The organism is Sphingobacterium paramultivorum, assembly GCF_014109745.1.
In the GTDB taxonomy this organism is placed as follows: domain Bacteria; phylum Bacteroidota; class Bacteroidia; order Sphingobacteriales; family Sphingobacteriaceae; genus Sphingobacterium; species Sphingobacterium paramultivorum.
This window is the reverse complement of sequence record NZ_CP058555.1, coordinates 1,712,332-1,738,719: the sequence shown is the minus strand read 5'-3', so window position 1 is coordinate 1,738,719 and position 26,388 is coordinate 1,712,332. Positions and strand designations below refer to the sequence as shown.

At 40.4% G+C, this 26,388-nt stretch carries 21 protein-coding genes; 15 read left to right on the top strand and 6 right to left on the bottom strand.

Annotation, left to right across the window (positions count from 1 at the left end):
- Positions 1 to 9 precede the first annotated feature (9 nt).
- On the top strand, positions 10 to 363 hold the full coding sequence (locus HS960_RS07530; RefSeq protein WP_182332009.1) for a hypothetical protein: 354 nt from the start codon (positions 10 to 12) through the stop codon (positions 361 to 363).
- Between the two features lie 5 nt (positions 364 to 368).
- The gene (locus HS960_RS07525; protein ID WP_153847355.1) at positions 369 to 1,544 is read left to right on the top strand and encodes an oxygenase MpaB family protein; all 1,176 of its coding nucleotides are present in this window, start codon (positions 369 to 371) and stop codon (positions 1,542 to 1,544) included.
- Here the strand turns inward: HS960_RS07525 and recR are convergent.
- The gene (recR, locus tag HS960_RS07520) at positions 1,541 to 2,155 is read right to left on the bottom strand and encodes a recombination mediator RecR (RefSeq protein WP_088161620.1); all 615 of its coding nucleotides are present in this window, start codon (positions 2,153 to 2,155) and stop codon (positions 1,541 to 1,543) included. The two genes, HS960_RS07525 and recR, sit on opposite strands and share 4 nt — an antisense overlap.
- Positions 2,156 to 2,270: 115 nt before the next feature.
- Between recR and HS960_RS07515 the strand changes: the two genes are divergently transcribed.
- The 6 genes from HS960_RS07515 to HS960_RS07490 all read left to right on the top strand — a co-directional run bounded on the left by HS960_RS07515 (position 2,271) and on the right by HS960_RS07490 (position 11,019).
- Positions 2,271 to 2,975, top strand: coding sequence for an LOG family protein (locus tag HS960_RS07515; protein WP_167512255.1), 705 nt, complete (start codon positions 2,271 to 2,273; stop codon positions 2,973 to 2,975).
- Between the two features lie 212 nt (positions 2,976 to 3,187).
- A complete protein-coding gene (locus tag HS960_RS07510; protein WP_159726644.1) occupies positions 3,188 to 3,745 on the top strand; it encodes an RNA polymerase sigma-70 factor in 558 nt (185 codons plus the stop codon).
- Between the two features lie 67 nt (positions 3,746 to 3,812).
- Positions 3,813 to 4,952: a FecR family protein gene (locus HS960_RS07505; protein WP_159726642.1), complete on the top strand. Its 1,140-nt coding sequence runs from the start codon at positions 3,813 to 3,815 to the stop codon at positions 4,950 to 4,952.
- Positions 4,953 to 4,987: 35 nt separating this feature from the next.
- Positions 4,988 to 8,260 (top strand): TonB-dependent receptor, encoded by a 3,273-nt coding sequence (locus tag HS960_RS07500; protein ID WP_182332007.1) that lies wholly within the window; start codon positions 4,988 to 4,990, stop codon positions 8,258 to 8,260.
- A gap of 18 nt (positions 8,261 to 8,278) precedes the next feature.
- Complete coding sequence (locus tag HS960_RS07495; RefSeq protein WP_153847359.1) at positions 8,279 to 9,829, top strand: RagB/SusD family nutrient uptake outer membrane protein; 1,551 nt, start codon at positions 8,279 to 8,281, stop codon at positions 9,827 to 9,829.
- Positions 9,830 to 9,897: 68 nt separating this feature from the next.
- A complete protein-coding gene (locus HS960_RS07490; protein ID WP_153847360.1) occupies positions 9,898 to 11,019 on the top strand; it encodes an acyltransferase family protein in 1,122 nt (373 codons plus the stop codon).
- Positions 11,020 to 11,577: 558 nt separating this feature from the next.
- On the opposite strand, the gene HS960_RS07485 is transcribed toward HS960_RS07490, so the two are convergent.
- Entirely contained in the window at positions 11,578 to 13,038 is a 1,461-nt protein-coding gene (locus HS960_RS07485) for an exonuclease domain-containing protein (RefSeq protein ID WP_182332005.1), read from the bottom strand.
- A 179-nt stretch (positions 13,039 to 13,217) separates the two neighbouring features.
- Here HS960_RS07485 and HS960_RS07480 point away from each other — a divergent pair, with 179 nt between their 5' ends.
- Positions 13,218 to 13,499, top strand: coding sequence for a GNAT family N-acetyltransferase (locus HS960_RS07480; protein ID WP_153847362.1), 282 nt, complete (start codon positions 13,218 to 13,220; stop codon positions 13,497 to 13,499).
- Between the two features lie 90 nt (positions 13,500 to 13,589).
- On the opposite strand, the gene hutG is transcribed toward HS960_RS07480, so the two are convergent.
- The 4 genes from hutG to hutH are packed head-to-tail and all read right to left on the bottom strand — an operon-like array spanning position 13,590 to position 19,431.
- Entirely contained in the window at positions 13,590 to 14,594 is a 1,005-nt protein-coding gene (hutG, locus tag HS960_RS07475) for a formimidoylglutamase (protein ID WP_153847363.1), read from the bottom strand.
- Complete coding sequence (locus tag HS960_RS07470) at positions 14,591 to 16,609, bottom strand: urocanate hydratase (protein ID WP_182332003.1); 2,019 nt, start codon at positions 16,607 to 16,609, stop codon at positions 14,591 to 14,593. Before HS960_RS07470 ends, hutG begins: the two co-directional genes overlap by 4 nt.
- A gap of 4 nt (positions 16,610 to 16,613) precedes the next feature.
- On the bottom strand, positions 16,614 to 17,864 hold the full coding sequence (hutI, locus tag HS960_RS07465; RefSeq protein WP_182332001.1) for an imidazolonepropionase: 1,251 nt from the start codon (positions 17,862 to 17,864) through the stop codon (positions 16,614 to 16,616).
- Positions 17,865 to 17,871: 7 nt separating this feature from the next.
- The gene (gene hutH / locus HS960_RS07460) at positions 17,872 to 19,431 is read right to left on the bottom strand and encodes a histidine ammonia-lyase (RefSeq protein ID WP_228280235.1); all 1,560 of its coding nucleotides are present in this window, start codon (positions 19,429 to 19,431) and stop codon (positions 17,872 to 17,874) included.
- Between the two features lie 77 nt (positions 19,432 to 19,508).
- On the opposite strand from hutH, the gene HS960_RS07455 reads away from it, so the two are divergent.
- The 6 genes from HS960_RS07455 (at position 19,509) to HS960_RS07430 (ending at position 26,312) form a co-directional block, all read left to right on the top strand.
- The gene (locus tag HS960_RS07455) at positions 19,509 to 20,438 is read left to right on the top strand and encodes a LysR family transcriptional regulator (protein ID WP_153847366.1); all 930 of its coding nucleotides are present in this window, start codon (positions 19,509 to 19,511) and stop codon (positions 20,436 to 20,438) included.
- Positions 20,439 to 20,554: 116 nt separating this feature from the next.
- A complete protein-coding gene (locus HS960_RS07450; RefSeq protein ID WP_153847367.1) occupies positions 20,555 to 20,845 on the top strand; it encodes an antibiotic biosynthesis monooxygenase family protein in 291 nt (96 codons plus the stop codon).
- A gap of 109 nt (positions 20,846 to 20,954) precedes the next feature.
- Positions 20,955 to 21,461, top strand: coding sequence for an S-ribosylhomocysteine lyase (locus HS960_RS07445; RefSeq protein WP_075992695.1), 507 nt, complete (start codon positions 20,955 to 20,957; stop codon positions 21,459 to 21,461).
- Entirely contained in the window at positions 21,462 to 22,103 is a 642-nt protein-coding gene (locus HS960_RS07440; RefSeq protein ID WP_153847369.1) for a 5'-methylthioadenosine/S-adenosylhomocysteine nucleosidase family protein, read from the top strand.
- Positions 22,104 to 22,317: 214 nt separating this feature from the next.
- Complete coding sequence (locus HS960_RS07435) at positions 22,318 to 24,501, top strand: bifunctional alpha,alpha-trehalose-phosphate synthase (UDP-forming)/trehalose-phosphatase (protein ID WP_182331997.1); 2,184 nt, start codon at positions 22,318 to 22,320, stop codon at positions 24,499 to 24,501.
- The gene (locus HS960_RS07430) at positions 24,501 to 26,312 is read left to right on the top strand and encodes a glycoside hydrolase family 15 protein (RefSeq protein WP_159726629.1); all 1,812 of its coding nucleotides are present in this window, start codon (positions 24,501 to 24,503) and stop codon (positions 26,310 to 26,312) included. The genes HS960_RS07435 and HS960_RS07430 overlap by 1 nt, the downstream gene beginning before the upstream one ends.
- Positions 26,313 to 26,388: the final 76 nt, after the last annotated feature.

The following is a 26,388-nucleotide window of genomic DNA, read 5'->3' as shown; positions in this document are numbered from 1 at the left end:
CATAATAAGATGACAGAAATTAACATCAGAATCCAACTAAAAAAAGACGATTTAATCATACCATTCAGCAGTCAAGATCTTATACCATTCATCGACAAACATCAGCAAGAAATCAATGATTACGTTATCGAGCAATTGGAAGATAAAGATGGGGCACCGCATTTAAGTGACTTTAGCGTAAGTGGATTGACTTTTTATACAAATATTACCGAAGGTTCATTTAGACTTCATTTTAAAATTGATCGTCAATTTTGCTGCAGTGATCTCTCATCGTGTCAAATGGATTATATAGACTTTAAGTTTAATAAATCAAATGATAGTATCACACTAACTGGAAGTTATACTGTTTGGATAATTCAATAAAAGATATGCGAGTACCCGAACGTTATCAAGTTAATACAAGTTCATTTTCTTTTTATTGGTCGAAGGGTCTTGGTGTCGAATTGCTTCGCAAATTGCCAACGAAACTTTCCATGGCTGCTGCCGATCAATTTACTCCTTTACTCTATCAATTTGACAATAGCTGCGACCAACTTGTCGAGCAGCTACACCTAAAAATTGGTTTCCATCAAGGTCAACAACTGCTTAAAGATGCACTTGCAGGCAAGCCTATTGATGCAGCATACGAACATGTATTGCTGAATTTTTTAAATACATTAGATCTCAGCCCTTCTTGGTTAGATTGGAATAAAATAGAACAAGGCATTGGGCTCAGTCAACGTTCTGGTTTATCAGGACTTATTGTGTTACGGGATTATGTCCTCATGGGGGGCTATGAATCCAGCGCGATCAATAAACCTTTGATCTTTACGGGGGCACTAAAAAAAGGCGCTGTCAAACGGCTCACCGAAACGGTAACCTTTTGGGTTGATATCACAGGCGATGATGCACTGAAAAAGGGTAATATTGGCATAGAGGCCATTCTACTCACCCGATGTATCCATTCGTATGCGCGATTAAACATCCTAAAGCACGGTCAGTGGCAAACAGAAAAATGGGGTATTCCATTAAACACATGGGATATGCTTGCAACCAATCTTGGATTTTCTCTTGTTTACCTAACAGGACTAAAACGCATGAAATTCAATGTATTGAAAAACGAGGTTGAAGGTTTATTCCATGTCTGGAAATTTATCGGAACATTGCTGGGTATTCCAATGCAACTTCTCCCCGACACAGAGGAGCAAGCTATTGAAGCTTTGTATTATTGGACCATGACACAACAATCAGGAGATCAGGATAGTTTAGCTTTAGCAAAAGCGCTTATGGAAGAGCCCATTAAAGCAGCCTACCCCACAAACAAATGGGGACGAAAGCTCATGCGCGAAATTCATCTCTACTACAATCATTATCTATTGGGAGACTACTCGTGTTCACTATTGGGTTTAAAGAAGACGGTACTCGGTAAAATTGCTTATGTGAATATCTTAAAAAATAAAAAAGCAAATCGTATGGTTACCGACAGCTTATGGCGACAACAACAAATTGACAAAGGAAGAAAAGTACACGAAGGCGTGAAACAAATCTATCTGAAATACAATTAACCAACGTTGCGCTCGTAAGGCACCCGTGTCGCAATGGAGCGTCCCAGGGTCAGCTCATCGACATATTCCAGCTCACCACCAAAGGCTATACCGCGGGCAATCGTTGTAATTTTTACATCAAACTCACGCAATTTACGGTATAAATAAAAAATGGTGGTATCCCCTTCCATTGTTGCTGAAAGGGCCAAAATAACTTCTTCTACCTCACCTCTTTGGATTCGATTAATTAACCCTTCGATTTTTAGATCAGCAGGGCCAATACCATCCATAGGCGAAATTAATCCTCCCAAAACATGATATACACCTTGATAGGAATTTGTATTTTCGATGGCCATCACATCTCGCGTGTCTTCTACAACACAGATCAAACTTTTATCGCGTTTGAATGAGGCGCATATCTCACATATACTGTGGTCAGAAATATTGAAACATTCTTGGCAATATTGAATATCTTCTTTCAAGCGATCGATAGAGGCCGTAAAACGCGCTACATCTGCGTCGGATTGCTTCAACAGATGCAAAACCAGTCTTAATGCCGTCTTTTGTCCCACGCCAGGTAATTTTCCAAATTCGGCCACTGCGTTCTCGAGAAGTTTAGAAGAAAAATTCATAATGCAAATGTAAGAATAATCAGAAAAAGTAGCTAGTATTAAAAAAATAGCTATATTGTATTCCTTTTTGAAAAATTAGGTTTTAAAAATTAAATGTATAACGTTATATATGGACATTACAAAAGAAGATAAAATTATCCGCGCATTTGAAAACAAAACATGGCAGGAAATTAAAGTAAAAGACTCATGGCAGATTTTTAAAGTGATGTCAGAGTTTGTGGATGGGTTTGAGAAATTGGCAAAAATTGGCCCCTGTGTTTCAATATTTGGATCAGCACGTACCCCGCGCGAACACAAATATTATCAAATGGCAGTAGATATTGCTAGCTTATTGACGGAACGCGGTTATGGTATTATCTCCGGTGGTGGACCGGGTATTATGGAGGCAGCCAATAAGGGCGCCTACGAATCTGGAGGTAAGTCTGTTGGTCTAAACATTGAATTACCATTCGAGCAATTTCACAACAAATATATTGACCGCGACAAATTGCTTGAATTTAAGTACTTCTTCGTCAGAAAGGTCATGTTTATGAAGTATTCTCAAGGGTATATTGTTATGCCTGGAGGTTTCGGAACCATGGACGAACTTTTTGAAGCAATCACACTGATTCAAACCGGTAAAATTGCACGTTTTCCAATCGTATTGGTCGGCTCTGAATATTGGAAAGGATTAATGGACTGGGTTCAAAATACAATGATTTCAAACAAATATATCAGTGAAGAGGATTTAAAACTGTTTCGAATTGTGGATACAGCCGAGGAAGCAGCTGATCATATTTTCCGATTCTACGATAAATACTTGTTGAAACCAAACTTCTAAGAAGCACCACTTCAAAAAAGGAGTATCTGTTGATTCAGATACTCCTTTTTTTTGTCTATTCGAAGCTGCTATCCTTTGTAAAATACGCGTTTAGCTGCTTAAAGCCAGCTTTTATATATTAAAGTTGCATTATTCATAATTTAGTCCCTACATTTATAGCGAAATTAGCATTTCACGTCGTATAACCATAGAAAAACAAATTATTGTCTTGCATGAAAGATTTTGGAGGCCATTCAGATGAAGAGTTGATCGTGTTGATTCAACAAGACGATAGCTTAGCTTTCGAAGCTTTGTATGATCGCTATTGGAAAAAGCTTTATTACCAGGCGGCCCGCAAAACAAATTCACTGGAAGATGCGCAGGAAATCGTACAAAATATCTTTACTTCTCTTTGGCTGAGACGCCATCAACTCCAAATTGAAAGCAATCTCGCCTCCTATCTCGCCGTGGCCGTTAAATACAAAGTATTTAAATATCTGGCACAACAATACAAGCAGGAAGCTTTTAAGCATGATACGGAATGGGTAGATTTTGATAACTCGACGGAAAATTGGCTTCAGTTTGAAGAGCTTCGTGTTCGGCTAGATCAGCTTGTTTCGGAACTGCCTGAAAAATGCCAGCTTGTTTTCAAATTATCCCGCGAAGAAGGACTCTCCTATAAACAGATCGCTGAAAGTATGAACATCTCTGTGAAAACTGTCGAAACCCAATTAAGCCGTGCCTTAAAAAAAATACGCGCTGGTATTCAGCGCTTTCTGATTACTTTGTAATTTTTTTTCTCTTCTTGTCAGGGTATCAGCCCAATTTAGGGACTCTATATATAAATAACCCCTAAATATGGTTGATCATAATCAATTCCGGATAAAGCAATTGGCTTATAAATGGCTTCAAGGCACATGTACCCCTGAAGAAGAAGCCGAACTGCAACAATGGTATGAAACAAGTAATGGCGAACCTCTCCCTATCCCCGAGGAGCTCGCAACAGATGAACAACAACTCAAAGAGCTGTTATTCTTAAATATAAAGCAGGAAATCCAAGCGTCAAAAATCAAGCGAATTCCACAATGGATGAAATTGGGTGGAATAGCTGCTGCTTTGGCACTGTTATTTATATTGCCCCTTTACCTTGTTAAAAGAACAACCGGAGATAGCCCGCAGGTAGCCGTGAAGACACAACAGCAAGTTCATCCGGGCATTAAAGCAGCCGTATTAACTTTAGCCGATGGAACTAAAATTGACCTTTCTGCCCACCAAAAGAGCGTTCTCCATCAGGATGAACAGGTGAAAGTTGTTACAACTGCTTCCGGAACCGTGCAATATCAATTTACAGCCAGTAAGAATACTGCTGCTAGCCGTACCAATACCATTGAAACGCCGATTGGAACAGAGTATACGATAATTTTGGCCGATGGCAGTAAGGTGTGGCTAAACGCTGGCTCCGTTTTGACATTTCCTGAATCTTTTGCGTCGAATAGCCGTGAAGTAAAATTATCGGGTGAAGCCTATTTTGAAGTCAGCCACGATAGTAAGCGACCATTCTATGTGCGATCCAATGAACAAACCATCCGCGTATTCGGAACCCATTTTAATGTAAGCTCCTATCCAAATGAAAACAATAAAACCACACTTATAGCGGGTTCTGTACAAGTCTCGCAATTCGGCAAGTCAAAAATGCTGAAACCTGGTCAAGCAGCATTTACTACAGGCGGGAATCTTATCGTAGCAGAAGCCAATATCGAAGAGGCAATGGCCTGGAAAAATGGCTTTTTCTATTTTGAATCGACACCAATAAAAGATGCACTCGCTGCCATAAAACGCTGGTATAATGTAGATATTGTCTATAAAGGAACAAATGAAAAGCGTGAACTGACAGGAAAAATAAAACGTAATTCAACGGCCCAGCAACTGGTTGAGACCCTCAACTTCCTGGATATAAAATGTCGATTGCAAAACAATAAAATTGAAGTTGAACTCTAAATTATTTAATATAAAACAAACTTACCCAACTAATTATGTATAAACTTAAAACCATCCAAGGGGCTGGTAAAAAGGCAAAACTATTTGCTGCTTTACTTGCGATCCAATGCGTTTCCCATGCAAATAATTTGGCGATGGCGAATGTAAACCAAACTAAAATAAAGTTACAAGACAAGGAATACACTTTGGCAAAGTTTGCTAAAGAGATCGAGCGTCAGAGTTCTTATGTGTTTCTGTACGATAACTCACAGATTAATGATAACCAAAAAATCCGAATAAACCATAAAGATGGTTCTATTGTTGAAATTCTGGATGACAACCTAAAAGAGCTATCGTATTCTTATAAAATTGTCAACAACACCATTGTCCTAAAAAGGAAAACAGATGACATGCCCTCAAGAAACACGATTAATGTACAAAAGCTTGTCAAAGGACGTGTTTCCGATAGCGATGGTAAAGCATTAACAGGGGTAACAATCCGCAATACAACAACAGGTAAACAAACGGAAACAGACAGCAAAGGTGAATTCTCGATTGAAGCGACCTCTACACATCAACTCAGCTTTAGTTCGATAGGTTATGAGACTATCAGTAGTACGGTAGGCTCCAATAGCTTCCTCAACGTGCAGATGAAAACTGCCAACAACCAACTGGAACAGATCGTTGTGGTCGGTTTTGGAACACAGAAGAAAAAGGACATCACGGGAGCCATTGCAACCATGAGCACAAAGGATATTGAAGATCGCCCTGTGACCCAACTGGCGAGTGCCATGGAAGGTAAAATGGCGGGGGTAGAAATTGTAAAATCCTCCGGACAACCTCAAGCTGGCTTCTCCATTCGAGTTCGCGGAACCTCAACAATCACTGCAGGTAGCAATCCATTATACATTGTAGATGGTGTTCCTACTGAAAATATATCGGAGCTCAATCCATCAGATATTCAAAGCATTTCGGTATTAAAAGACGCTGCTTCTGCCGCTGTCTATGGATCTTCAGGAGCCAATGGCGTTGTGTTGATTACGACCAAAAGAGGAACAAACGGTAAGACACAGGTAAATTTCGAAACCTATCAGGGATTTTCAGCCATCAGAAAAAAGCCTAGCGTTCTAAATACGGTACAGTATAGAGAATTAATGACTGAGATGGGAGAAGCCTTGGATTGGTCGAAATATACCGCTGATACGAACTGGCCAGATCAGCTATTCCGCACCGGCCACAGCCAAAAATACCAGGCTTCAGTACGCGGTGGAGATGAAAAGACAGGGTTTTACATCTCTGGATCTTATCAAAAAGATAATGGTACGGTCATCACCAATACAGTAAACAAGGTCAATTTTAAGGTTAATTTGGATCACCAGATCAATAAAATCTTTAAAGTTGGAACAAGCTTATCTTACAACCGTTGGTACGATGTGGACATTAACGAGAACTCCCGAAATGGGGTCATCATGAATGCTTACCTGGGCTCTCCAGTCATCGGCATATACGGTGATAAGGGGGCTTTCACAGTAGATCCATTCTATACGGATCTTGACAACCCCGTTGCATTGGCAACAGGCAACGAGCACAGTTATATCAACAACAGATTTACAGGAAATGCCTTTGTGGAGGCTAATATCCTACCGGGACTAAAATTCAAATCGCTGTTTGGGTATGAGAAATTTAACAACCAGTACCGCACTTTTGTAGATCCGTTCCGCACGACAGAGGGTAGAAAATATAAAGGAATGGCGACGCTCCAGCAGCAGGACAATCAGTATTGGATGTCCGAAAATACATTAAACTATGACAGAACTTTTAGTGACAAGCACCACTTCACAGGTTTATTAGGTTATATTACCACTAAAACACAAACAACAATCTCAAATATTGCTACCCAGAATTTTGCTAATCCAGCGATTCACACCGTCAATGGAGGTTCGATGATTACGGCGATGCCAACAGCGATAGATGCTGCTGTATCCACTGTCTCCGGCATTGCAAAAATCGGTTATGATTATAACGACAAGTACTTATTTACAGCAAATCTGAGAGCTGACGCCTCATCTGTATTTGGGCCTAATAACCGTTGGGGTTACTTCCCTTCTTTCTCTGCCGGCTGGCGTTTATCCAATGAAGATTTCTTCAGTTCGCTGAAAAACACAGTAAACGATTTGAAAATCCGCGCTAGTTGGGGTAAGGTTGGAAATAGCCAAATCCCGGCCTTTTCCTATCTTGGTTTAGTTGACGTCACGGGATCGTACAATATCGGCGATCAGGTTGTACCGGGGTATACACCCTCTACCTTGGACAACCCCAATCTAAAATGGGAAACGACAAACCAGACCGACATTGGTGTGGATGCCAGTTTCTTTAATTCTAGATTGATATTTGGTGCAGATTATTATGCAAAAAGGACTGTAGGCCTACTTCTCAACTCAAGAGTTCCGTATAGTTCCGGTTATAGAACTGCGCTGAAAAACCTCGGCGACCTACAGAATAGAGGTTTCGAATTCGAATTGAGTAGCCGAAATTTCGTTCACGATTTCAAATGGAATACAACAGTCACCTTTGGGCTCAATCGCAATAAAGTACTGAATATTGATGGCGGAACCTACTATGACGGAAATATTGATGGCCGTGGCAATAGTACGATTGCAAAAGAAGGGGTTGCATTGGGATCATTCTGGGGTTACGTCGCGAAAGGCGTCAATCCAGAGACCGGAGATATGATCTATCAGATGGCCGACCCTGAAGCAGGTCTTCAAACGAGTGATATGGCTATCATTGGTAATGCTACACCAAAATTCTCTTATGGCATGACAAATGATTTTAGTTATAAGAACTTCAGCTTTTCTTTTTTCTTACAGGGTGTACAGGGAAATGATATCCTTAATGCGACACGTATTTATACAGAGGGTATGTGGGAACCGAGAAACCAAAGTGCTGCCGTGTTAAACAGATGGACAGTCAATAACAAAAATAGTACTATGCCACGTCCGGATCTAAACAATACAGATGACAACTACAATTCACAGATTTCTTCCCGTTTTGTAGAGAAAGGTTCCTACCTCAGGATAAAATCGATGACTTTGGCCTATACCCTACCTAAACAAGTGCTTGAAAGATGGAAGCTCAATAAGGTCCGTTTTTATGTAACAGGCGAGAATCTGTTAACATTCACAAAATACTCAGGTCTAGATCCTGAGGTAAGCATGTATGGGGGAACTAACCAGGAAACCGTGAGCTCCAATATGGCGCCGGGCATCGATTTTGGTACTTCGCCGCAGGCACGCACCTTTATTGTTGGTTTAAACCTAACTTTTTAACCTTTTAGCTTACAAACAATGAAATCAAATAGATATACGTCATTAGCCATCGCCTTATTGGCTTCTCTTGCTCTAAATTCCTGCAAAAAGTTTTTAGATCTTCAGCCTACCTCCACGGTAACGAGTGAAAATGCCTATCTCACCGGAGACAATATTGAGAAAGCATTAAACGGGGCCTATAATTCTTTTATAGGCAATGGTACTCGCCCAGGAAGCAATGCCAATTATTATCAATGGGAAATGATTTTACAGACCGATATCCGTTCGGACAATGCGCATGCTGCCGGTGGTGGCGAAATAGATTTTGCACAAATTGACTATAATACCATTACCAATACCAATGAAATGGTACGCAGGGATTGGGAAGAACTGTATGGAGCAATCTCAAAATGCAATATCGTTATCGACAATGTTGATAAAGTCACAGATCCTACCTTTTCGGATGAAAGACGCAAACAAATTCTTGGAGAAGCTTCATTTTTAAGAGCCTTCCATTATTATCAATTGGTCAAACTTTACGGTGGTGTCCCCTTGGAAAAACACTCCAACAGTACTGATGCCGAAGTATTACGCATCAAGCGATCAACTGTAGAGGAGGTTTATGATTTTATAGATTCGGATCTACAGGTGGCCGCAAACAATCTTCCCGATGGATTTGGACAAGCCTCTATTGACAAGGTTAGAGCTACAAAAGGTGCTGCAAATGCCTTGCTGACCAAGATATGGGCACAACGCCCTGATCGAGATTACAATAAGGTCTTGCAATACGCCGATGCAGTGATTACTGGAAAAGGTGGCTATCAGCTCCTTCAAAACTATGCGGATCTTTTTGACGGTAAACATAACTATAACAGTGAATCTATCATAGAGATTCCCTACATCGCCGGCAGTCCCAATCTAAGCTGTTGGGGTGGCGCATTCTTTTTCCCGGATCTTGATGAAAATGGCCAAATCAACGAAAACGAATGGCGCCGGTATGGCACACCTTCGAAAGATCTAGTCGAAGCTTATGACAACGCTGGCGACACTGAACGAAAGAATGCCAACATCTGGTTTTTCTCTGTCCCTTGGGCAGATGAGTTCTGGAACCCTTGTGGAGATGCCGATACAGAAATCCCATTTAATGTAAAGCAAAAACATGCCAACAGCTTCCAAAGTGGCGATCATTTTTACCTTTTGCGGCTTGCGGACATCATTCTGCTTAAAGCAGAGGCTCAAAACGCCTTGGGAAATACTTCTGGTGCGATAAACACCATTAATGTCATACGTCATCGCGCAGGGCTGTCAGATTTATCCGGTGTCAGCTCCAGTTCACTAAAGGCCATCATTCTCAACGAGCGCCGATTGGAACTTGCTTTCGAAGGTCAACGTTGGGATGATTTAAATCGTTATGGTGTCACGGTAGATGTAATGAATAAACTAAATGAAATAAAATTTACATGCGATAACGGCAAACAGAGCAACCCTACGCTGATTAAGTATAATTTTAACCAAAATAGCCTGCTCCTTCCAATACCATTATTGGAACTGCAGGCAAATCCGAGCCTGACTCAAAATCCAGGCTATTAATTAGACCAAGCATAGGCTGTTCAAAGGATTAATTCCTTGAACAGCCTTTTTTACTAATATACTTTATTATGACTCGTTTTAAATCACTGGATATTTTCCGTGGGTTTACACTCGCGGCTATGATTCTCGTCAATAATCCCGGCAACTATCATCATGTATTTCCTCAACTTGAACACTCCATCTGGCATGGATGTACGTTTACAGATCTTATATTTCCATTTTTCTTATTTGCTGTTGGAAACTCCATGGCATTTTCTTTAAAAAATAGCGATCAACAGGCTCCATCAGCCTATTGGCAAAAAGTTGCGAAAAGAACGGGCATCCTTTTTATGCTGGGCATCTTTTTAAATGTTTTTCCTTTTGTTGAATGGAATAGCCTTCACAAGCTGGAATGGATTCCATTTGCCAAGTACAGGTATTTCGGCGTATTGCAACGTATCGCTATCTGTTATTTCAGTTGCGCCATGTTAATATATTATTTTAAAGATAAAGGCACAATTATCATCGGTGTGGCATTTCTCTTGTTCTATTGGTTGATTTGCTACTATAGTAATCCATCGGATCCTTATAGTTTGGAGGGTTGGTTTGGAACGGCACTGGATATCCGAATCTTTGGTGCATCGCATCTCTATCACGGCGAGGGAACAGCGTTTGATCCAGAGGATATCTGGAGCGTATTACCGGCCATCAGTCAAACGATATTCGGGTATATTACCGGAAAGTACATTATTCAAAAACTAACAGGAAAAAGGGAGCTGATGAACTTATTTATCGTAGGTCTGTCCTTTATCCTGATAGGCTATCTATGGTCATTTGTTTTTCCTATTAATAAGAAGATCTGGACCAGCAGCTACGCCGTATTCAGCACTGGAATTGCACTCTCTTTTCTCGGTATATTAATCTATCTTATCGAATTTCAAAACATCAGAGGGAAAATTTACACTGTCCTTGACGATTTCGGCAAGAATACACTATTTATCTATTGTCTTAGCGGATTAATCCCTACTATTTTTTCTTTTATTCTTATCGGGGATACGCATCAAAATCTTTGGAACTTGAGCTACCATTTCCTGTTTGATAGCTGGCAAAACCAACGATTATCCTCCGCCCTATTTGCGCTGCTATTTGTCGCTTTGAATTGGTTGATCGCATATTGCCTACGGAAGAAAAAGATCTATATCAAAATCTAGGTCAACGTACCTTTGGATTAAAATAAGCAATCTGAATAATAGGGATAAAAAAAAGGGCCAAGGCCCTTTTTATATATAAAGATATGGATAAGATATACCGCAGCTACTTTTAGAAAACGCCCCATCTTTGTTTTACTAATTCCGCTATTACAGTATGCTGACACTAAAATAGCTCAAACTAACTATACAGAGAAAAAACTTAGGGGGACAAAGGGGGGACAAAAACTAATCAATTGAAAAACAGTAAATTGAAACACATGTTTAAATTAAAAAAAACGTTATTTTATGTTGAATAATCGAAATAAAAGTAATACTTAGTGTAAAATTCTTGTCCGGAAATATTAAAAAAAGAAAACCTGAGGTTGGGAGCCCCAGGTTTTAACTAACCAATTATTAACCTAAATTATGAAAAGTCTTTTTAATATTCTACACAAAGAATATTTCAACTATTGGACCAAAATCGCGCGAAAATTGCTATTTCACATTTCTTTAACAGATTACTGAGATTGAAATGACCAAACGGAAGACATTTCCAAAATAAGAACTGAAAATATACTGTTAAAAGAAATTAAAGAGACTATTCGGAGCCGATTTTTCATAAGAGAAATCAGGTTCTGCCGCAACATCAGGTAAAATCTTTGATTTTGTTAAGAAATGTATTTTAGCGGGATGTCTTTCTGCTGCCATTTTGACCAACTCCATCATGTAGTGATTGCTCTGATATCTTTTTACTTGTCCTTTTATATCTTCAAACCCGTTATACTGGCTGTATTGATCAATATATCCCATTCCATAAAAAACACCATTTTCAATGACAATACAGCTTTTTTCCTCGGAATTACGTCCTTTATCGATCAATACAAAGGATGGCTGCTGTTTGAGCCAATCCTCGATACAACGTTCCACCCGTGTATTGTGTAGGTCTCGATCGGGTAATTCGGTCTTCTTTAAAGCTTTCGTAGACAAACTGGCGTGCCCAAACTGACAAAATTGCGGATTAATAGCGTCATGCTGAATAAAGCTTTGCAACAACTGAATAGCGTCATATTCACGCTGAAACAGCTGAATACATTCCTGTCCCCTTGTTGTCTTCCCAATAGCCAGATGGAGATAGCCATTTTGATCCTCATAAGAGAACAAACCGAATTTAGGCTCATACCGTTTAAGTGCTCTATTATATTTTGGCCAGAACTTTTTGATTTCCGCACATTCCAACAACAATGACATCAGCTCTGTCCCGCAGCACTCATAACTTATATGATGAATTTCTTTTAAGAAATGTTGCCTTTGCGCTTGAATATTATTCCCTGTAAAATGAGACAATACTCTTTTTTTTATATTGACGGCTTTGCCAACATAAATTACTTTTCCAGCTTTGTCATGAAAATAATAGACTCCAGCCTCGTTGGGCAATTGTTCATACTCCAAGGGATTTAAATGCGGTGGAAAACGTTGATCTAGCGCTTTATGTTTAATCATATCCTGAAATACCTGTTCGGTATCTAGCACTTTCAAATAAGCAAAGAGAATGGCTGTTGCATCGGCGTCGCCACCCGCACGGTGCCTATTTTCAATCGGGATATCTAAATAATCACATAGGCGCCCCAAACTATAGGACAATAATCCCGGTTTTATTTTTCGCGCATAGCGTACTGTACACAATTTAATCGCCGACCACTCGAAGCCCGATTCCTGAAGTTGAAATCGAATGAATGAATAGTCAAAATTTACATTATGTGCAACAAAAATACGGTCTTTGAGCATTTCATAAATCTGCTCGGCTACCTGATCAAATAACGGAGCGTCCTTCACCATGTCATTGTCTATGCCCGTAAGCGCAAAAATCGAATTCGGAATTTCTTTCCCTGGATTAACCAAGGTCTCCCAACGTTCCAAAACCTGATTACCATCATGAATAACAATGGCAACCTCTGTGATCCTGCTCGATTTTGCATTGCCACCCGTAGTCTCTATGTCCACAATGGCAAATTCTTGTCTTTTGCTTTGATTTACACTCATAACGCAAAGCAAACATACTAAAAATATTAGCTATTCAAAAGAATCACCGCAATTTTACAAAACACGGAAGCCAATTATGCAATCTAACTGATAAAAATAGCTGTTTTTCTAAATGACTGTTCATATTATATATTGCTGGATTTTGTTTATTTTGGCTTTTCTTAATTAAATTCATGCTCATGGAAGTAACACAAAAAAATAACGATAAACACGGTAGCTTTGAGGTTATCGATCAGGAAAAGTCAGTGGCACAAATGACCTATACCTGGGCTGGCCCTACAAAATTCATTATAGACCATACGGAAGTAAGTTCCGAATACGCAGGAAAAGGGCTAGGCAAACAATTATTGATGGCAGCAGTGACCTATGCACGTAAAGAAAATTTAAAAATTATGCCTTTATGTCCTTTTGCAAAATCAGTTTTTGATAAGGACCCAGCATTAGCCGATGTGCTTTTTTAGGACCCCACCAATGTGAAAAAAGATGGTTATATTGCTGTAGTAGCAATGTAACCATCTTTTTTTGCCCCCTGTTTAGCTAATGGGCAATTGCTAATCAAGTTTGATTGCTAATTTGTTTATCAACTTAAAAATGAGATCAGCCGTTAGTTTGGCCGTTCTGGAATCAATATCGAAATGTGGATTGAATTCTGCAAAATCGACAGATTTTAGATTAGGCAGATCCAGTAGCATATCGTAGATCGTAAAAAACAAATGATCAGGGACTATACCGTTAAATGCCAATGCACTTACCCCCGGTGCATAGGCTGCAGCGAAAGCATCAAGATCAACCGTCAAATACACATAATCCACTAATTTGGAAAAACTAACAATTTGCTCCCGGATCAGATCAAGTTTTTCAATGACCAAACTCTCTCTTTCAATAATCTGCACATCCTTCTCTTTGGCATAGGTGAGCAATCCTTTGGTATTACTAATTTCTTGAATACCAATTGCTAAGTAATGAAATAGCAAATCTGCTTTAGACTGATCCTGCTCGATTTGATAGAATCCCGTTCCAGAATTCCCTTTGCCATCCTGCAATGGACGGATGTCTAAATGGGCATCCAAATTAATAATGCCAAGACTTTGATTACGACTCTTTAGAAATTTTTTAACACCCAAATAATGGCCATAAGTTACTTCATGGCCACCACCTAAGACGACTGGAAATCCTTCTTGCTCGAGAATACAATTTAAGGCAGCCCCTAGCCCCTGCTGAGATAATTCTAAATCACTGTCTTTTATAAGTATATCACCGCAGTCTTTAAGTTTTAGTTTATCAGAAAAATGTACAGGAAGGTTTGTTAATACATTCCGGAGTGCTGTCGGTCCATCTTTGGCGCCTACACGACCTTGATTGCGTGCAACCCCCTCATCGCTACAGAATCCGAGAAAAGCAATGGACTGCCTTAAATCGGGCTGCTCGAGAAGATCAACACAATCCATTAATTGATGCCAACGCATCCATTCACGATCCTGGCCATCGATACGCCCCTTCCAGACCGCTTGGTCTCCTTTGTTATATATTTCCGAATTATTCAACAATAAGTTCATTCGCTCAGATCAAATAATTGTTCGATAATATCGTCATCTACAAGTTGCGCGCGGGTAACTTGCAATGTGGTATTTCTCTCCATTGCACGATCTAACGCCTGATTAGCTTCCTTATTTCTAGCCCAAGCGCGTCTAGCAATCCCATTATTTACATCAAAATACAGCATCTTTTCCAATTTAAAAGCTGCTTCTGCAGAGCCATCTAGCAGTAGACCGAAGCCACCGTTGATGACTTCACCCCAACCGACTCCACCGCCATTGTGAATAGATACCCAAGTAGCCCCCCGGAAACTGTCGCCAATGACGTTATGAATAGCCATATCTGCTGTAAATTGACTGCCGTCGTAGATATTACTAGTCTCCCGATAAGGTGAATCGGTACCGCTCACATCATGATGGTCTCTTCCCAAAACAATAGGTGCTTCAAATAAGCCACTTTTTACGGCTTCATTAAAAGCCTTTGCTATGGCAATACGTCCATTTGAATCTGCATAAAGAATACGCGCCTGGGAGCCTACTACAAGTCTATTTTTACCGGCTTCTTTAATCCATTGAATATTATCTTGCATCTGCTGCTGAATCTCCACGGGAGCTTCTTTTCGGAGCTCTTCTAAAACTGTCATGGCTATTTCGTCTGATTTTTGAAGATCCAAAGCCTTTCCAGACGTACAAACCCAGCGAAAGGGTCCAAAACCATAGTCAAAACACATTGGGCCAAGAATATCCTGTACATAAGATGGGTAGCGGAACTGATCCTTTTTATCATTCCATACCGCTGCACCTGCACGGCTGCTCTCCAACAGAAACGCGTTACCGTAATCAAAGAAATAGGTTCCTTTAGCTACATGCTTATTGATGGCATCGACATGTCGTACCAAGCTTTCTTGTACACATCGCTTAAACCGGTCAGGATCGGTCGCTAACAACGCATTGGATTCTGCAAAGGTCAGCCCCATCGGATAATAGCCTCCAGACCAAGGATTATGTAATGATGTCTGATCAGATCCTACCGTGATGTGGATATTTTTGCGATCAAAGGCTTCCCACACTTCGACAATATTACCGATATAGGCGAAGGAAATTGTTTCCTTTTGATCCATCGCCAACTGTACTTGTTCAACGAGTTCATCGATGTTTTCTAACAATCGGTCTACCCAACCCTGTTCATGCCGCTTTCTTGCCGCAACGGGATTTATTTCAGCGCATACGGTGATACAGCCGGCAATATTACCTGCTTTGGGCTGCGCGCCACTCATACCGCCTAAACCAGAAGTCAAAAATACCTTGCCTTGAATTGTATCGTCTACCGTTAAATGTTTTCGGAAAGCGTTCATAACAGTAATTGTGGTGCCATGCACAATACCCTGCGGACCAATATACATATAGGAACCTGCTGTCATCTGCCCATATTGCGTAACACCTAAAGCGTTAAAACGTTCCCAGTCATCCGGTTTCGAATAGTTTGGAATCATCATGCCATTGGTTACAACAACACGAGGTGCATGTTGTGAGGAAGGGAAAAGACCCATTGGATGACCACTGTAAAGATGTAACGTTTGTTCATCTGTCATCTGCGAAAGATACTGCATGGTGAGGCGATATTGAGCCCAATTTTGGAAAACACCTCCATTACCACCATAGGTAATCAGTTCATGGGGATGTTGTGCTACGGCTGGATCAAGGTTGTTCTGAATCATCAACATAATAGCTGCCGCCTGCTTACTGGCTGCTGGATAATCATCTATCGGTCGAGCGTGCATTGCATATTGGGGTCTAAAGCGGTACATATAGATTCGGCCATAACTACGAAGCTCCGCTAAAAATTCAGGTGCTAAAACCGTATGCCATTGTTTGGGAAAATAACGTAATGCATTCCGTAGAGCCAGCTTCTCTTCCGACTTGGTGAGAATATCCTTTCGTCTGGGGGCATGACTTATTGTATGATCTCGTTCTACTTTTGGAGGTAATACGGTTGGAATACCTTCCGCAACCTCGCTCTTAAATGTATCTTCCATGTTGTTATATTGAGAATACTTCCTGACCATTTTTCCATACTGCTGTAGGCTGCAAGCTTCCTTGGTAGTAAGTAATATCTTGATAATTATCTGTTTTAAATAAACTAAAATCTGCTTTCATGCCCTTGGTCAACACGCCGCGATCCGACAGGTTTAAGGCTTTTGCAGCACGGTAGGTTAGTGCCGCAAGCAGCTCAGCATTCGTCAACTTTTCTGCTGTTGCCAAAATACTCGCACTCGTCAGTAACTGTCCCATGGGCGCGGAACCCGGATTCCAGTCACTTCCTATTGCCAAACATGCACCTGCATCCAACAACTTTCTAGCAGGTGTAAAACCACATCCAAGGCCGATAGAGGCGGCAGGCAGCGCTACAGCAACAGTAGCTGAGTGTGCGATAAGTTCTATTTCAGCCGCAGTTGATGCTTCAAGATGATCCGCAGATTGAGCACCGAGTTCTACAGCAATCTGACTTCCCGAAGTGGTAAACTGATCGGCATGAATAGTCAGATCAAAACCCATTTCTTTTGCTTTTCGTAAATAGGCCACAATGTCTTCCCCCTGAAAAGCCGTTTTTTCGATAAATGCGTCAATCCGATTCGACAGCCCTTCTGATTTCAATAGGGGAAAAAGATCTGTTGTGATCAGATGAAGATAATCTTTTGCGGATCCGTCGAAGTCCCGTGGCAGCATATGTGCCGCCAAACAAGTTGGAATAAGGTCTGATGCCGTACGACGATCCGATTCCTGAATGACCCGTAATATCTTAAGTTCTTCTTTAACATTGAGACCGTAACCACTTTTAACTTCAATTGTTGTGATTCCTTGCCTTAATAGAAAATTTGCGCGCTGGATAGTGAGATCAATCAATTCTTCTGCGTTACAATCCCGCGTATGGGAAACGGTGCTCCAGATCCCACCTCCTGCCGCTGCAATCTCCAGGTAGCTTGAGCCTGCATTTCGAAGGGCGAAATCATTCGCTCGATTACCGGCAAAAGCAATATGTGTATGGCAATCAATAAAGCCTGGCAGAACGACCTGACCTCCTTCTACAGGTACAAGTGCCGCCTCCTTTCCCCATTGCAGTTGTAGTTGCTCAAAATCCCCCACTTCCAATATATTGTTACCTGCTATTAAAATACCTCCTTCTTTAATAATAGCCAATTGTTTATCGTCGAGTGCCCCATTTACGGGCATATTTGACATCGTTAATATCTGCCTAAAAGGTCCAACTAATTTCAGCTCTTTTTCCATCATTCTTCGTTTAAAACATTTCAAACCTTTGTTTCAAATCCGCTTCAATCTCACCTGTAGCATATTGACGATGCAATGTGATCAGTTCGCCTGATTTTACGAGGCTTAGTGCCTCCGTCAGCAGCTCTTCCATCGGTTGATCGGATTCAATATGCGGAATGGACTGGCGAATTCTTGCATGGATAGCTTCCAATGCTGCAGTCGATTTTAATGGCTGATGGTAATCCTTGGCCTGTGCAGCACATAACAGTTCAATACTTAGTATTTTATCGACATTGTCAATGACCTGCAGTAATTTTCGGCCGGCAATAGATCCCATACTGACATGATCTTCCTGGCCTAAAGAGGTAGGAATACTATCTGCACTTGCAGGAAAACAAAGTCCTTTATTCTCACTTGCAATCGCGGCCGTGCTATATTGTAAGATCATAAATCCTGAATTGAGACCGGTTGACTTCATTAACAATTTTGGGACACCGTTGGTTTGACCTTCTAAAGACAAATAGACCCTTCGGTCCGAAATATTGCCAATTTCCGATGCGGCCAGTGTGGCATAATCCAAAGGCAAAGCGATTGACTGTCCGTGAAAGCTACCGCCACTAATGGTTAGTTCATCATTAATAATCACAGGATTGTCGGTCACTGCGTTTATTTCGATTTCTATGGTATCCTTCAAATGAAACCAAGCATTGCGTGATGCTCCATGGACCTGAGGGATACAGCGCAGCGAATAAGGATCTTGTACACGAGAACAGTCTTTGTGGCTTTCCAAAATAGCCGAGCCATGAAGCATGTTAAAAATGCTTGCAGCAACATAGCGGTTTCCTAGGTGCGGGCGTAATTGATGTAATTCTGTAAAAAATGGTTTTATTGAACCATTTAAGCCTTCAATCATTAAGGCAGCAATAATATCGGCGTTCTGAAGTACACGATTTAACTCGGCAACAGCCATCACACCATGTGCAGCCATAAATTGGGTTCCATTGATTAAAGCCAGCCCCTCTTTTGCGCCCAACTGAACCGGTGCCATACCGTGTTTTTCCAAAACAGCAGCTGTCTCCAAAATCTCCCCTTCTACGTTAACTTTTCCTAAGCCAATCAATGGTAAAAATAAATGTGACAATGGGGCCAAATCACCCGATGCGCCGACAGAACCTTGTTTAGGAACCACAGGAATGACATCATTTTCAATATGCCAAATAATCCGCTCAATCGTCGCATACTGAACTCCTGAAAATCCTTTAGAAAGCGCGTGAACTTTAAGAATAAGCATCAATTTGGCCAAATCATTGGCTATAGGTTCTCCCATACCGACAGCATGGCTTTTTAGAATATTTTCCTGTAATAGCTGCGTTTGACTTGCATCAATAGGTGTGGTGCACAATGGACCAAAACCTGTATTGATCCCATAGACAACCTCACCGCGCTCAACTATTTTCCTGACATAACTGGCGCTTTGCTCGATCTTATCCCTGACTTCGGTGGAAATCTCCCCGGTAACCGTTCCTTTTGTTATCGCTAAAGCTATGGAGCATGTTAGCTGCCCACTGCCATATAAAAATTTTTCCATTATCATAACTGCTTTACTCAAATGTACTTGCTATATTTGATAATTAGAAATACCATTTTTATCATCAATTGATAACCATGAATTATCAAATAGAGCTAAGACATTTACTGTATTTTAAAGTATTGGCAGAAGAACTGCATTTTAGAAGGGCTGCCGAAAAATTGTTTATTGCGCAGCCAGGCTTGAGCAGGCAAATTAAGCAACTGGAGGAATCTTATGGCGTAACACTTTTTGAGCGTAATAAACGAAATGTTCAAATGACTGAAGCGGGGATATATCTCTTTCAGGAGGTGAAAGAACTATTTCGGCACTTGGATCAGATTGAAACTCAACTTCAAAGTTTTGCCAATGGTAAAATAAGCACCTTAAAGCTGGGGTTTATCGGGTCGGCTGTTCAAACAATCCTGCCGGAACTACTTGTCAATTTAAAACAGCAGCAGCCGGATATCGAGTTATCACTTCACGAACTAGCGAATGAAACCCAGCTGGATCTGCTGGAGAAAAAAGAACTTGACTTAGGGTTTGTTCGTCTTTCCGAAACGCCACCTGGATTATGTAGTCTGCCTATACATACAGAGCATTTTAGCCTCGTTTTACCCAACGATCATCCCCTATTGAAGTCACCGCAACCAAGTCTTGATGCGTTCAAAAATGAATCATTTATCTTATTTTCCAAAAACTATAGCCACTCTTATTATGATCTCGTCATGAGTATTTTTAGTGATCATAAGTTTATCCCCAAAGTTACTTTACGCACAGTAAATGCTTTGACCATTTTCAATATGGTTGCTCAGGGACTGGGTGTTGCCATTGTTCCTTCATCTTTAAAGAACGGCTACCATGTTGATGTCACTTTCCTTGAATTGAACAATTTACCACAACGAACAACGCTCTCCTTAGTTTGGAATGCCCACAATCGTAATCCGGGTATTCCATTGGTCACCCAGATCATCACTTCACAAGTAAAAAACGGATATAATACGTCAAAGCGGGATAATAAGGCATAAGTCCTTATTAAAAGAATGCCAAATAAATTGTTCGGATAAGCTTGTTCTTGTATTGCATATCAGAAACAAATTTTCTAAGTTTGAGGTATTTACTAAACTTAATAAAAAAACAAATTATGATTTTAGAAGTAGCTGTATTGCAAATTATTGAAGGACAACAATCCAATTTTGAAAGAGATTATAAAACAGCTTGCCAATATATTAGTGCGAGTAAAGGCTATATAACGCATTCTTTACGTAAATGTATTGAAAAAAACAACCAGTACATTCTGTTGGTTGAATGGGAAACTTTAGAAGACCATACCATTGGTTTCAGGGAGTCGGCATTATTTAAGGAATGGGAGAAACTTTTACATCATTACTACGATCCATTTCCAACAGTCGAACATTATGAAGTGTTAAAATAGTAGTTTTGTCGTCCTTTTCTACAATAATCTAGTATCTTTGTAGAAATTTTTGATATTCAACTTTTAACCCCTATAACGTCACAAGCGTTATAGCTTTGAACAGAACAAGATGTACACAAAAGAAAAAGCAAAAGTAAATAGTTTTACGGTAGATCATACCAAATTAAAACAAGGGATCTACGCTAAAGCTTCTACAACCAATAACAGCAATGTTGAAAGTTATACAACTTACGACATTCGCATGATCAGACCGAATTCTCCGGAGCGTATGCTATCACCTGAAGTCATGCATACATTAGAGCATTGTTTTGCAACAGAAATTAGAACCATCTTAGGTGATGAGGTTATTTATGTTGGACCAATGGGCTGTTGCACGGGATTTTATGTGGTATTGGCTGGAACAGCGAAAACTCCTCAGAATGTGGCGGAATTGATGAAAGAAGTATTAGAGACTGTTCTTACAGAAGGATACGAAGTACCTTTCCAAAACCCGATTAGCTGCGGAAATTACACATTCATGGATTTTCCCACCTCAAAACAGGCTTGTGTTAACTTCTTAAATCTAATTACTGCCGAAGAATTGGAATTTGAGTATCCATATATCGAAGAAAATTAAATGATCCTGAATAAAGATATTGAAACGATTATCTTGGTAGCAAATAAAAATGAGCTATCTTTTAATTCGACAAGTGAATCGACTTTTGTATACGAAATTGGTGTAGGTAAAGTAAATGCGCTCCTGTCCGTAGCTACGCTTTACGAAGACATCAAAGCATTAGGAATCAGTCCTGTTCTTCTCAATGTTGGCACGGTAGGCTGTACAAGGCATCCGATAGGCCATGTCCTTTATCCGGCATACTATGCACAAGGGGATGCTTATACGGATGGATTTTTCCTGGAAAACACCCTGTTTTTTAAAGGTCAAGGCGTATTGGAATCCATATCACTTGATGAATTTCGCTACGAAGATGCACTTTTGACATCGGATCGTTTTATCAATGTAAATACTGCTTTTTATCAGGATATCAAACATTTTAACCCTTTGGCATTTGATATGGAATCTTATGCCCTAGCGAATTTCTGTTTTCAAAAAAATCTCACCTTTCATAGTATTAAAATTGTTTCAGACAACTGTGATGGTACAGTTAAAGATTGGGAAAGTATTTTAGGAGAAATTTCAGGGAGATTAGGTGACATCCTCGATCAATTTATGAAAAAGCTGGATAACGAAAAAGCTGCTGCGGTCAGCATATCGTAATCTAATGAAATAGCAAAAAAAAGACCTGTAGAAATAGAGGTCTTTTTTTTTGCAAATTACCGCGTTCTTTCTTCAACAGCTTCCCTATTGTCTTTCTAATTTGAATTTATTCAAACTATTCTCTCCCGAGGTTGTTCAGATAAGTGGATTACAAGCCCATCGTTATAGTCAATATAACTCTTCCACACTGCAAATAAATCGATCTAATATTCTTATGAAGAAAAAGAAGAAAATAATAATTTCAAATAGACTGCCGATACAAATAGAGCGAAAAAAAGAAAAATTAATCATCAAGCCGAGTGCGGGCGGACTGGCAACCGGTTTAAATTCCGCCTTTGATACGGATGAAATACTTTGGGTTGGCTGGCCGGGAATTGTTCCCAAAGATGAAGAGGAAAAAGAAAAGATTGTCGAGCTTCTCAAACCGATGAACTTACTTCCTGTTTTCTTATCCAAAGATGAAATACGCAATTTCTACGAAGGTTATTCCAATGAGGTCCTCTGGCCTATTTGCCACTATCAGCCGAGCTACATTCATTTTGACCGCGAATATTGGTCTACCTATGTCATGGTAAATAAGAAATTCTGCGAGGCTGCGCTTTCTATCGATGAGCCATCCGATTTTATTTGGGTCCATGATTATCAGCTTATGCTACTCCCTCAACTGCTGCGTTCAGCGAACCAAGAGCTCAACATCGGTTATTTTCACCATATCCCCTTTCCTTCGGAAGAACTCTTTATGAACATTCCGCAACGTAAAGAATTGGTTGAAGGTTTACTGGGAGCAGATCTTATCGGATTTCATACTTTCGCCGATAGTCAAAACTTTCTAAATGCCTGCAAAAAAATACTGCATGTATCGTCTGGACATAACCAGCTCAAGTACAAAGACCGTCATATATTTATAGAATCCTTTCCGATGGGTATTGATTTTGATAAATTCGTCGAAGTCAGCAGTCAGCCTAAAATCCAGTCCATTGCAAGTCAATTCCGGAGCCATTTTCCCGATCAAAAGATTATTATAGCTGTCGATAGGCTCGATTATAGCAAAGGGATATTAGAGCGATTACGTGCATTCCTCACTTTTCTTGAAAAATACCCAGAATGGCATACAAAAGTTGTACTATATATGCTTATCGTGCCCTCCAGGGATAAGGTATCGCAATACAAAAAACTGAAAGATGAGATTAACCGGAAGGTGAGTGAAATCAATTCCATTTATGGCAATCTAAGCTGGACGCCGGTACTATATTTTTATAAATCGCTTCCATTCGAAGAGCTGGTTGGATTATATGTTGCATCCGATATCTGTATGATTACATCTACGCGAGATGGGATGAATCTTGTAAGTAAAGAATACATCGCCAGTAAGACTTTATCAAAGGGGGTATTGATTTTAAGTGAGTTTGCAGGCGCCTCCAAGGAACTCGTTGATGCCTTGATTATTAACCCCTATAATCGTACAGAAACGGCAGACAGTATTTACCAAGCGCTTAAAATGCCGCCCGAAGAAATTCAGGAACGTACCGATGCCAATATTCAGATTATACAGAAGTTTAATGTACAGCATTGGGTGCAGCTCTTTACCAATCGTTTGGCTGAGACCAAAGCCATACAACGTGACGAATGGGCAAGGCGAATCTCAGATAAGGTATTGAATAGTATTTCAGAAAGGTATAGCAAAAGTAGCAATAGACTCTTTTTTCTGGACTATGATGGTACCTTGGTCAAATTCCAGAATCATGCCCAAAAAGCAACTCCGACGACCTTGCTGTATAACCTTTTGGATAATATCATTTCTGATCCACTCAATACATTGGTCATCATAAGCGGCCGATCACAAGAGAGCCTATCGTCTTGGTTTGACGGTCGATCGTACTATTTAGTTGCCGAACATGGTATTTGGTCAAATTTCCCAAATTTCAACTGGTCGTATAAAAAAGGATTGGCCCTCCACTGGATGCCTGAAGTAAAAAAGCTGATGGAGAAACTGGCCGATCAAACTCCGGGTGCTTACATTGAGGTCAAGCCCTACTCGTTAGCTTGGCATTATAGAAAAGTAGAACTGGGCTTAGGCGAACTTAAAGCAACCGAGCTAAAGGAGACCTTAAACCCAATGCTCAACGACTATGGATTACAACTATTGGACGGAAATGCTGTTATTGAGGTCAAAAATACAGAAGTTAATAAAGGTAAGGCGGCATTGGAAATCGCAGGACATATAAAAGCAGATTTCATGTTGGCTATTGGCGACGACATTACCGACGAGGATCTATTCAAGTATTTACCGCAATCGACCATAAGTATTAAGGTAGGAAGCAACAAATCTGCAGCAAAATATTATTTAGATGAACAAGAAGATGTTCTTCAATTTTTAAATCAACTTATCGTAAAATAATGAACGAAAATACAACAGAAAACAGACATATCTACCAATCTGGAATCATTGGAAATTGTTCCTACATAGCGCATGTTGGCATTGACACAAACATATCATGGTTGTGCTGGCCATCGTTCGAAGATAGCTTTGTATTCGGCAGTATGATCGATAAAAATCAAGGTGGAACTTTCAAGATCAGTTCAGAGGAACCAGTTGTGGAAACCAAGCAGTATTACATCAAAAACTCTAATGTGCTCTGCACGGAAATCCATACGGAATCCTATGCCTATCGTATTACAGATTTTGCACCACGTTTTGAACAATTCGGGCGGTATTTTAAACCCTTGATGCTAATACGAAAGATCGAACCACTGCATGGTGCCCCTAGCGTCAACATCAGATGTCAGCCGACTGCTGACTACGGCCGATTGGCACTTAAGCCTACCCGTGGCAGCAACCATATTCTTTATAGCAACGATCAGGTCGGAGAACGGATTCGACTTACCACTGATCTGCCTATTTCACATTTCTTCCAAGAGGAAAGCTGGACCATTATCAGTGAAAATAAATACCTTATACTGACGTATGATGCAGCTTTCGAATCGGCCATTGTGAGCACCTGTGAGGATTTCCTCCATAAGACGCTCAGTTATTGGCAGCGATGGATTAAAAGGTGTAGTATTCCCAACATTTATCAAACAGAAGTTATCCGATCGGCTCTGGTGCTGAAACTTCATCAATATGAGGACACAGGAGCAATTATCGCTGCATCAACAACTAGTCTGCCCGAGTATCCAGGTTCGGGAAGAAACTGGGACTACCGTTATTGTTGGGTACGTGATAGTTATTATGTCCTAACAGCATTGACGCACATCGGTCAATTTGAAGAAATGGAAAGCTTTGCAAATTATATTGCTGGCATCACGCATCGCAACCCTGGAAGACTTCAGCCTTTATACGGTATCCTTGGTACCACCGAGCTGACAGAACAGATCTTACCTTACCTAAAAGGCTATCAGGATAACGGTCCAGTACGGATTGGCAATCAAGCTTTTGAACATATTCAAAATGATGTATATGGCCAGGCAATGATTGCGTTGTTACCTCTTTTCACCGACCAGCGTTTTAAAATTCATGAAAACAAGAATGTGTTAGGCTGGGTAAATTTCATTCTCGAAAAGATTGAGGCTACTATAGAGGAAAAAGATGCCGGCATCTGGGAGTTTAGAAATTTTGCCAACCACCATTGTTATTCCAATCTTTTTCAATGGGTCGGATGTAAGGCGGCCCTGTTGATTGCGCGTCAAAATGGTTATCAAGATATGGAGGATCGCGCGAATGTCCTCTTAAAAAAAGCAGAAGCTTACATCGAGGCCTGTTATGACGAAGAGCGAAAAGTTTATCAGAATGCTATTAATAGCCGGAATTTAGACGCCAGTACCTTGCAGCTCATCGTCATGGATTACCTTGACCCAAAATCGGAACGCGCCCTTCATCATCTCGAAATGCTGGAAAAGGAATTAAAAGGCGAAAATGGACTTTTCTATCGATATAAACATCAGGATGATTTCGGCAGACCCAAATCCACTTTCTTAGTCTGTGCATTTTGGTACGTGGAAGCGCTGGCCTGTGTCGGGCGTGTGGAGGAAGCGAAAGAGATACTGGAACGTTTGCTGACCTACAGCAATCACCTGGGTCTGTTCAGTGAGGATGTTACCGAGGACAATGGCAGCCAATGGGGCAATTTCCCACAAGCCTACAGTCACGTTGGATTGATGAATGCTGTTTATCGTCTTGCCATAAAATTAGATAAACCAATTTTTCATTGACATAAAAACAAAATGTGCGATCAAAATAAATTGATCGCACATTTTTACACGTATAATTGCCAATTAAATGGCCTTG

Excerpts from the sequence above, each read along its gene's own strand:
- HS960_RS07530 (WP_182332009.1), top strand. The coding sequence starts at position 10 with ATGACAGAAATTAACATCAGAATCCAACTAAAAAAAGACGATTTAATC.
- HS960_RS07525 (WP_153847355.1), top strand. The coding sequence starts at position 369 with ATGCGAGTACCCGAACGTTATCAAGTTAATACAAGTTCATTTTCTTTT.
- recR (WP_088161620.1), bottom strand. The coding sequence starts at position 2,155 with ATGAATTTTTCTTCTAAACTTCTCGAGAACGCAGTGGCCGAATTTGGA.
- HS960_RS07510 (WP_159726644.1), top strand. The coding sequence starts at position 3,188 with ATGAAAGATTTTGGAGGCCATTCAGATGAAGAGTTGATCGTGTTGATT.
- HS960_RS07505 (WP_159726642.1), top strand. The coding sequence starts at position 3,813 with ATGGTTGATCATAATCAATTCCGGATAAAGCAATTGGCTTATAAATGG.
- HS960_RS07500 (WP_182332007.1), top strand. The coding sequence starts at position 4,988 with ATGTATAAACTTAAAACCATCCAAGGGGCTGGTAAAAAGGCAAAACTA.
- HS960_RS07495 (WP_153847359.1), top strand. The coding sequence starts at position 8,279 with ATGAAATCAAATAGATATACGTCATTAGCCATCGCCTTATTGGCTTCT.
- HS960_RS07490 (WP_153847360.1), top strand. The coding sequence starts at position 9,898 with ATGACTCGTTTTAAATCACTGGATATTTTCCGTGGGTTTACACTCGCG.
- HS960_RS07485 (WP_182332005.1), bottom strand. The coding sequence starts at position 13,038 with ATGAGTGTAAATCAAAGCAAAAGACAAGAATTTGCCATTGTGGACATA.
- HS960_RS07480 (WP_153847362.1), top strand. The coding sequence starts at position 13,218 with ATGGAAGTAACACAAAAAAATAACGATAAACACGGTAGCTTTGAGGTT.
- hutG (WP_153847363.1), bottom strand. The coding sequence starts at position 14,594 with ATGAACTTATTGTTGAATAATTCGGAAATATATAACAAAGGAGACCAA.
- HS960_RS07470 (WP_182332003.1), bottom strand. The coding sequence starts at position 16,609 with ATGGAAGATACATTTAAGAGCGAGGTTGCGGAAGGTATTCCAACCGTA.
- hutI (WP_182332001.1), bottom strand. The coding sequence starts at position 17,864 with ATGATGGAAAAAGAGCTGAAATTAGTTGGACCTTTTAGGCAGATATTA.
- hutH (WP_228280235.1), bottom strand. The coding sequence starts at position 19,431 with ATGGAAAAATTTTTATATGGCAGTGGGCAGCTAACATGCTCCATAGCT.
- HS960_RS07455 (WP_153847366.1), top strand. The coding sequence starts at position 19,509 with ATGAATTATCAAATAGAGCTAAGACATTTACTGTATTTTAAAGTATTG.
- HS960_RS07450 (WP_153847367.1), top strand. The coding sequence starts at position 20,555 with ATGATTTTAGAAGTAGCTGTATTGCAAATTATTGAAGGACAACAATCC.
- HS960_RS07445 (WP_075992695.1), top strand. The coding sequence starts at position 20,955 with ATGTACACAAAAGAAAAAGCAAAAGTAAATAGTTTTACGGTAGATCAT.
- HS960_RS07440 (WP_153847369.1), top strand. The coding sequence starts at position 21,462 with ATGATCCTGAATAAAGATATTGAAACGATTATCTTGGTAGCAAATAAA.
- HS960_RS07435 (WP_182331997.1), top strand. The coding sequence starts at position 22,318 with ATGAAGAAAAAGAAGAAAATAATAATTTCAAATAGACTGCCGATACAA.
- HS960_RS07430 (WP_159726629.1), top strand. The coding sequence starts at position 24,501 with ATGAACGAAAATACAACAGAAAACAGACATATCTACCAATCTGGAATC.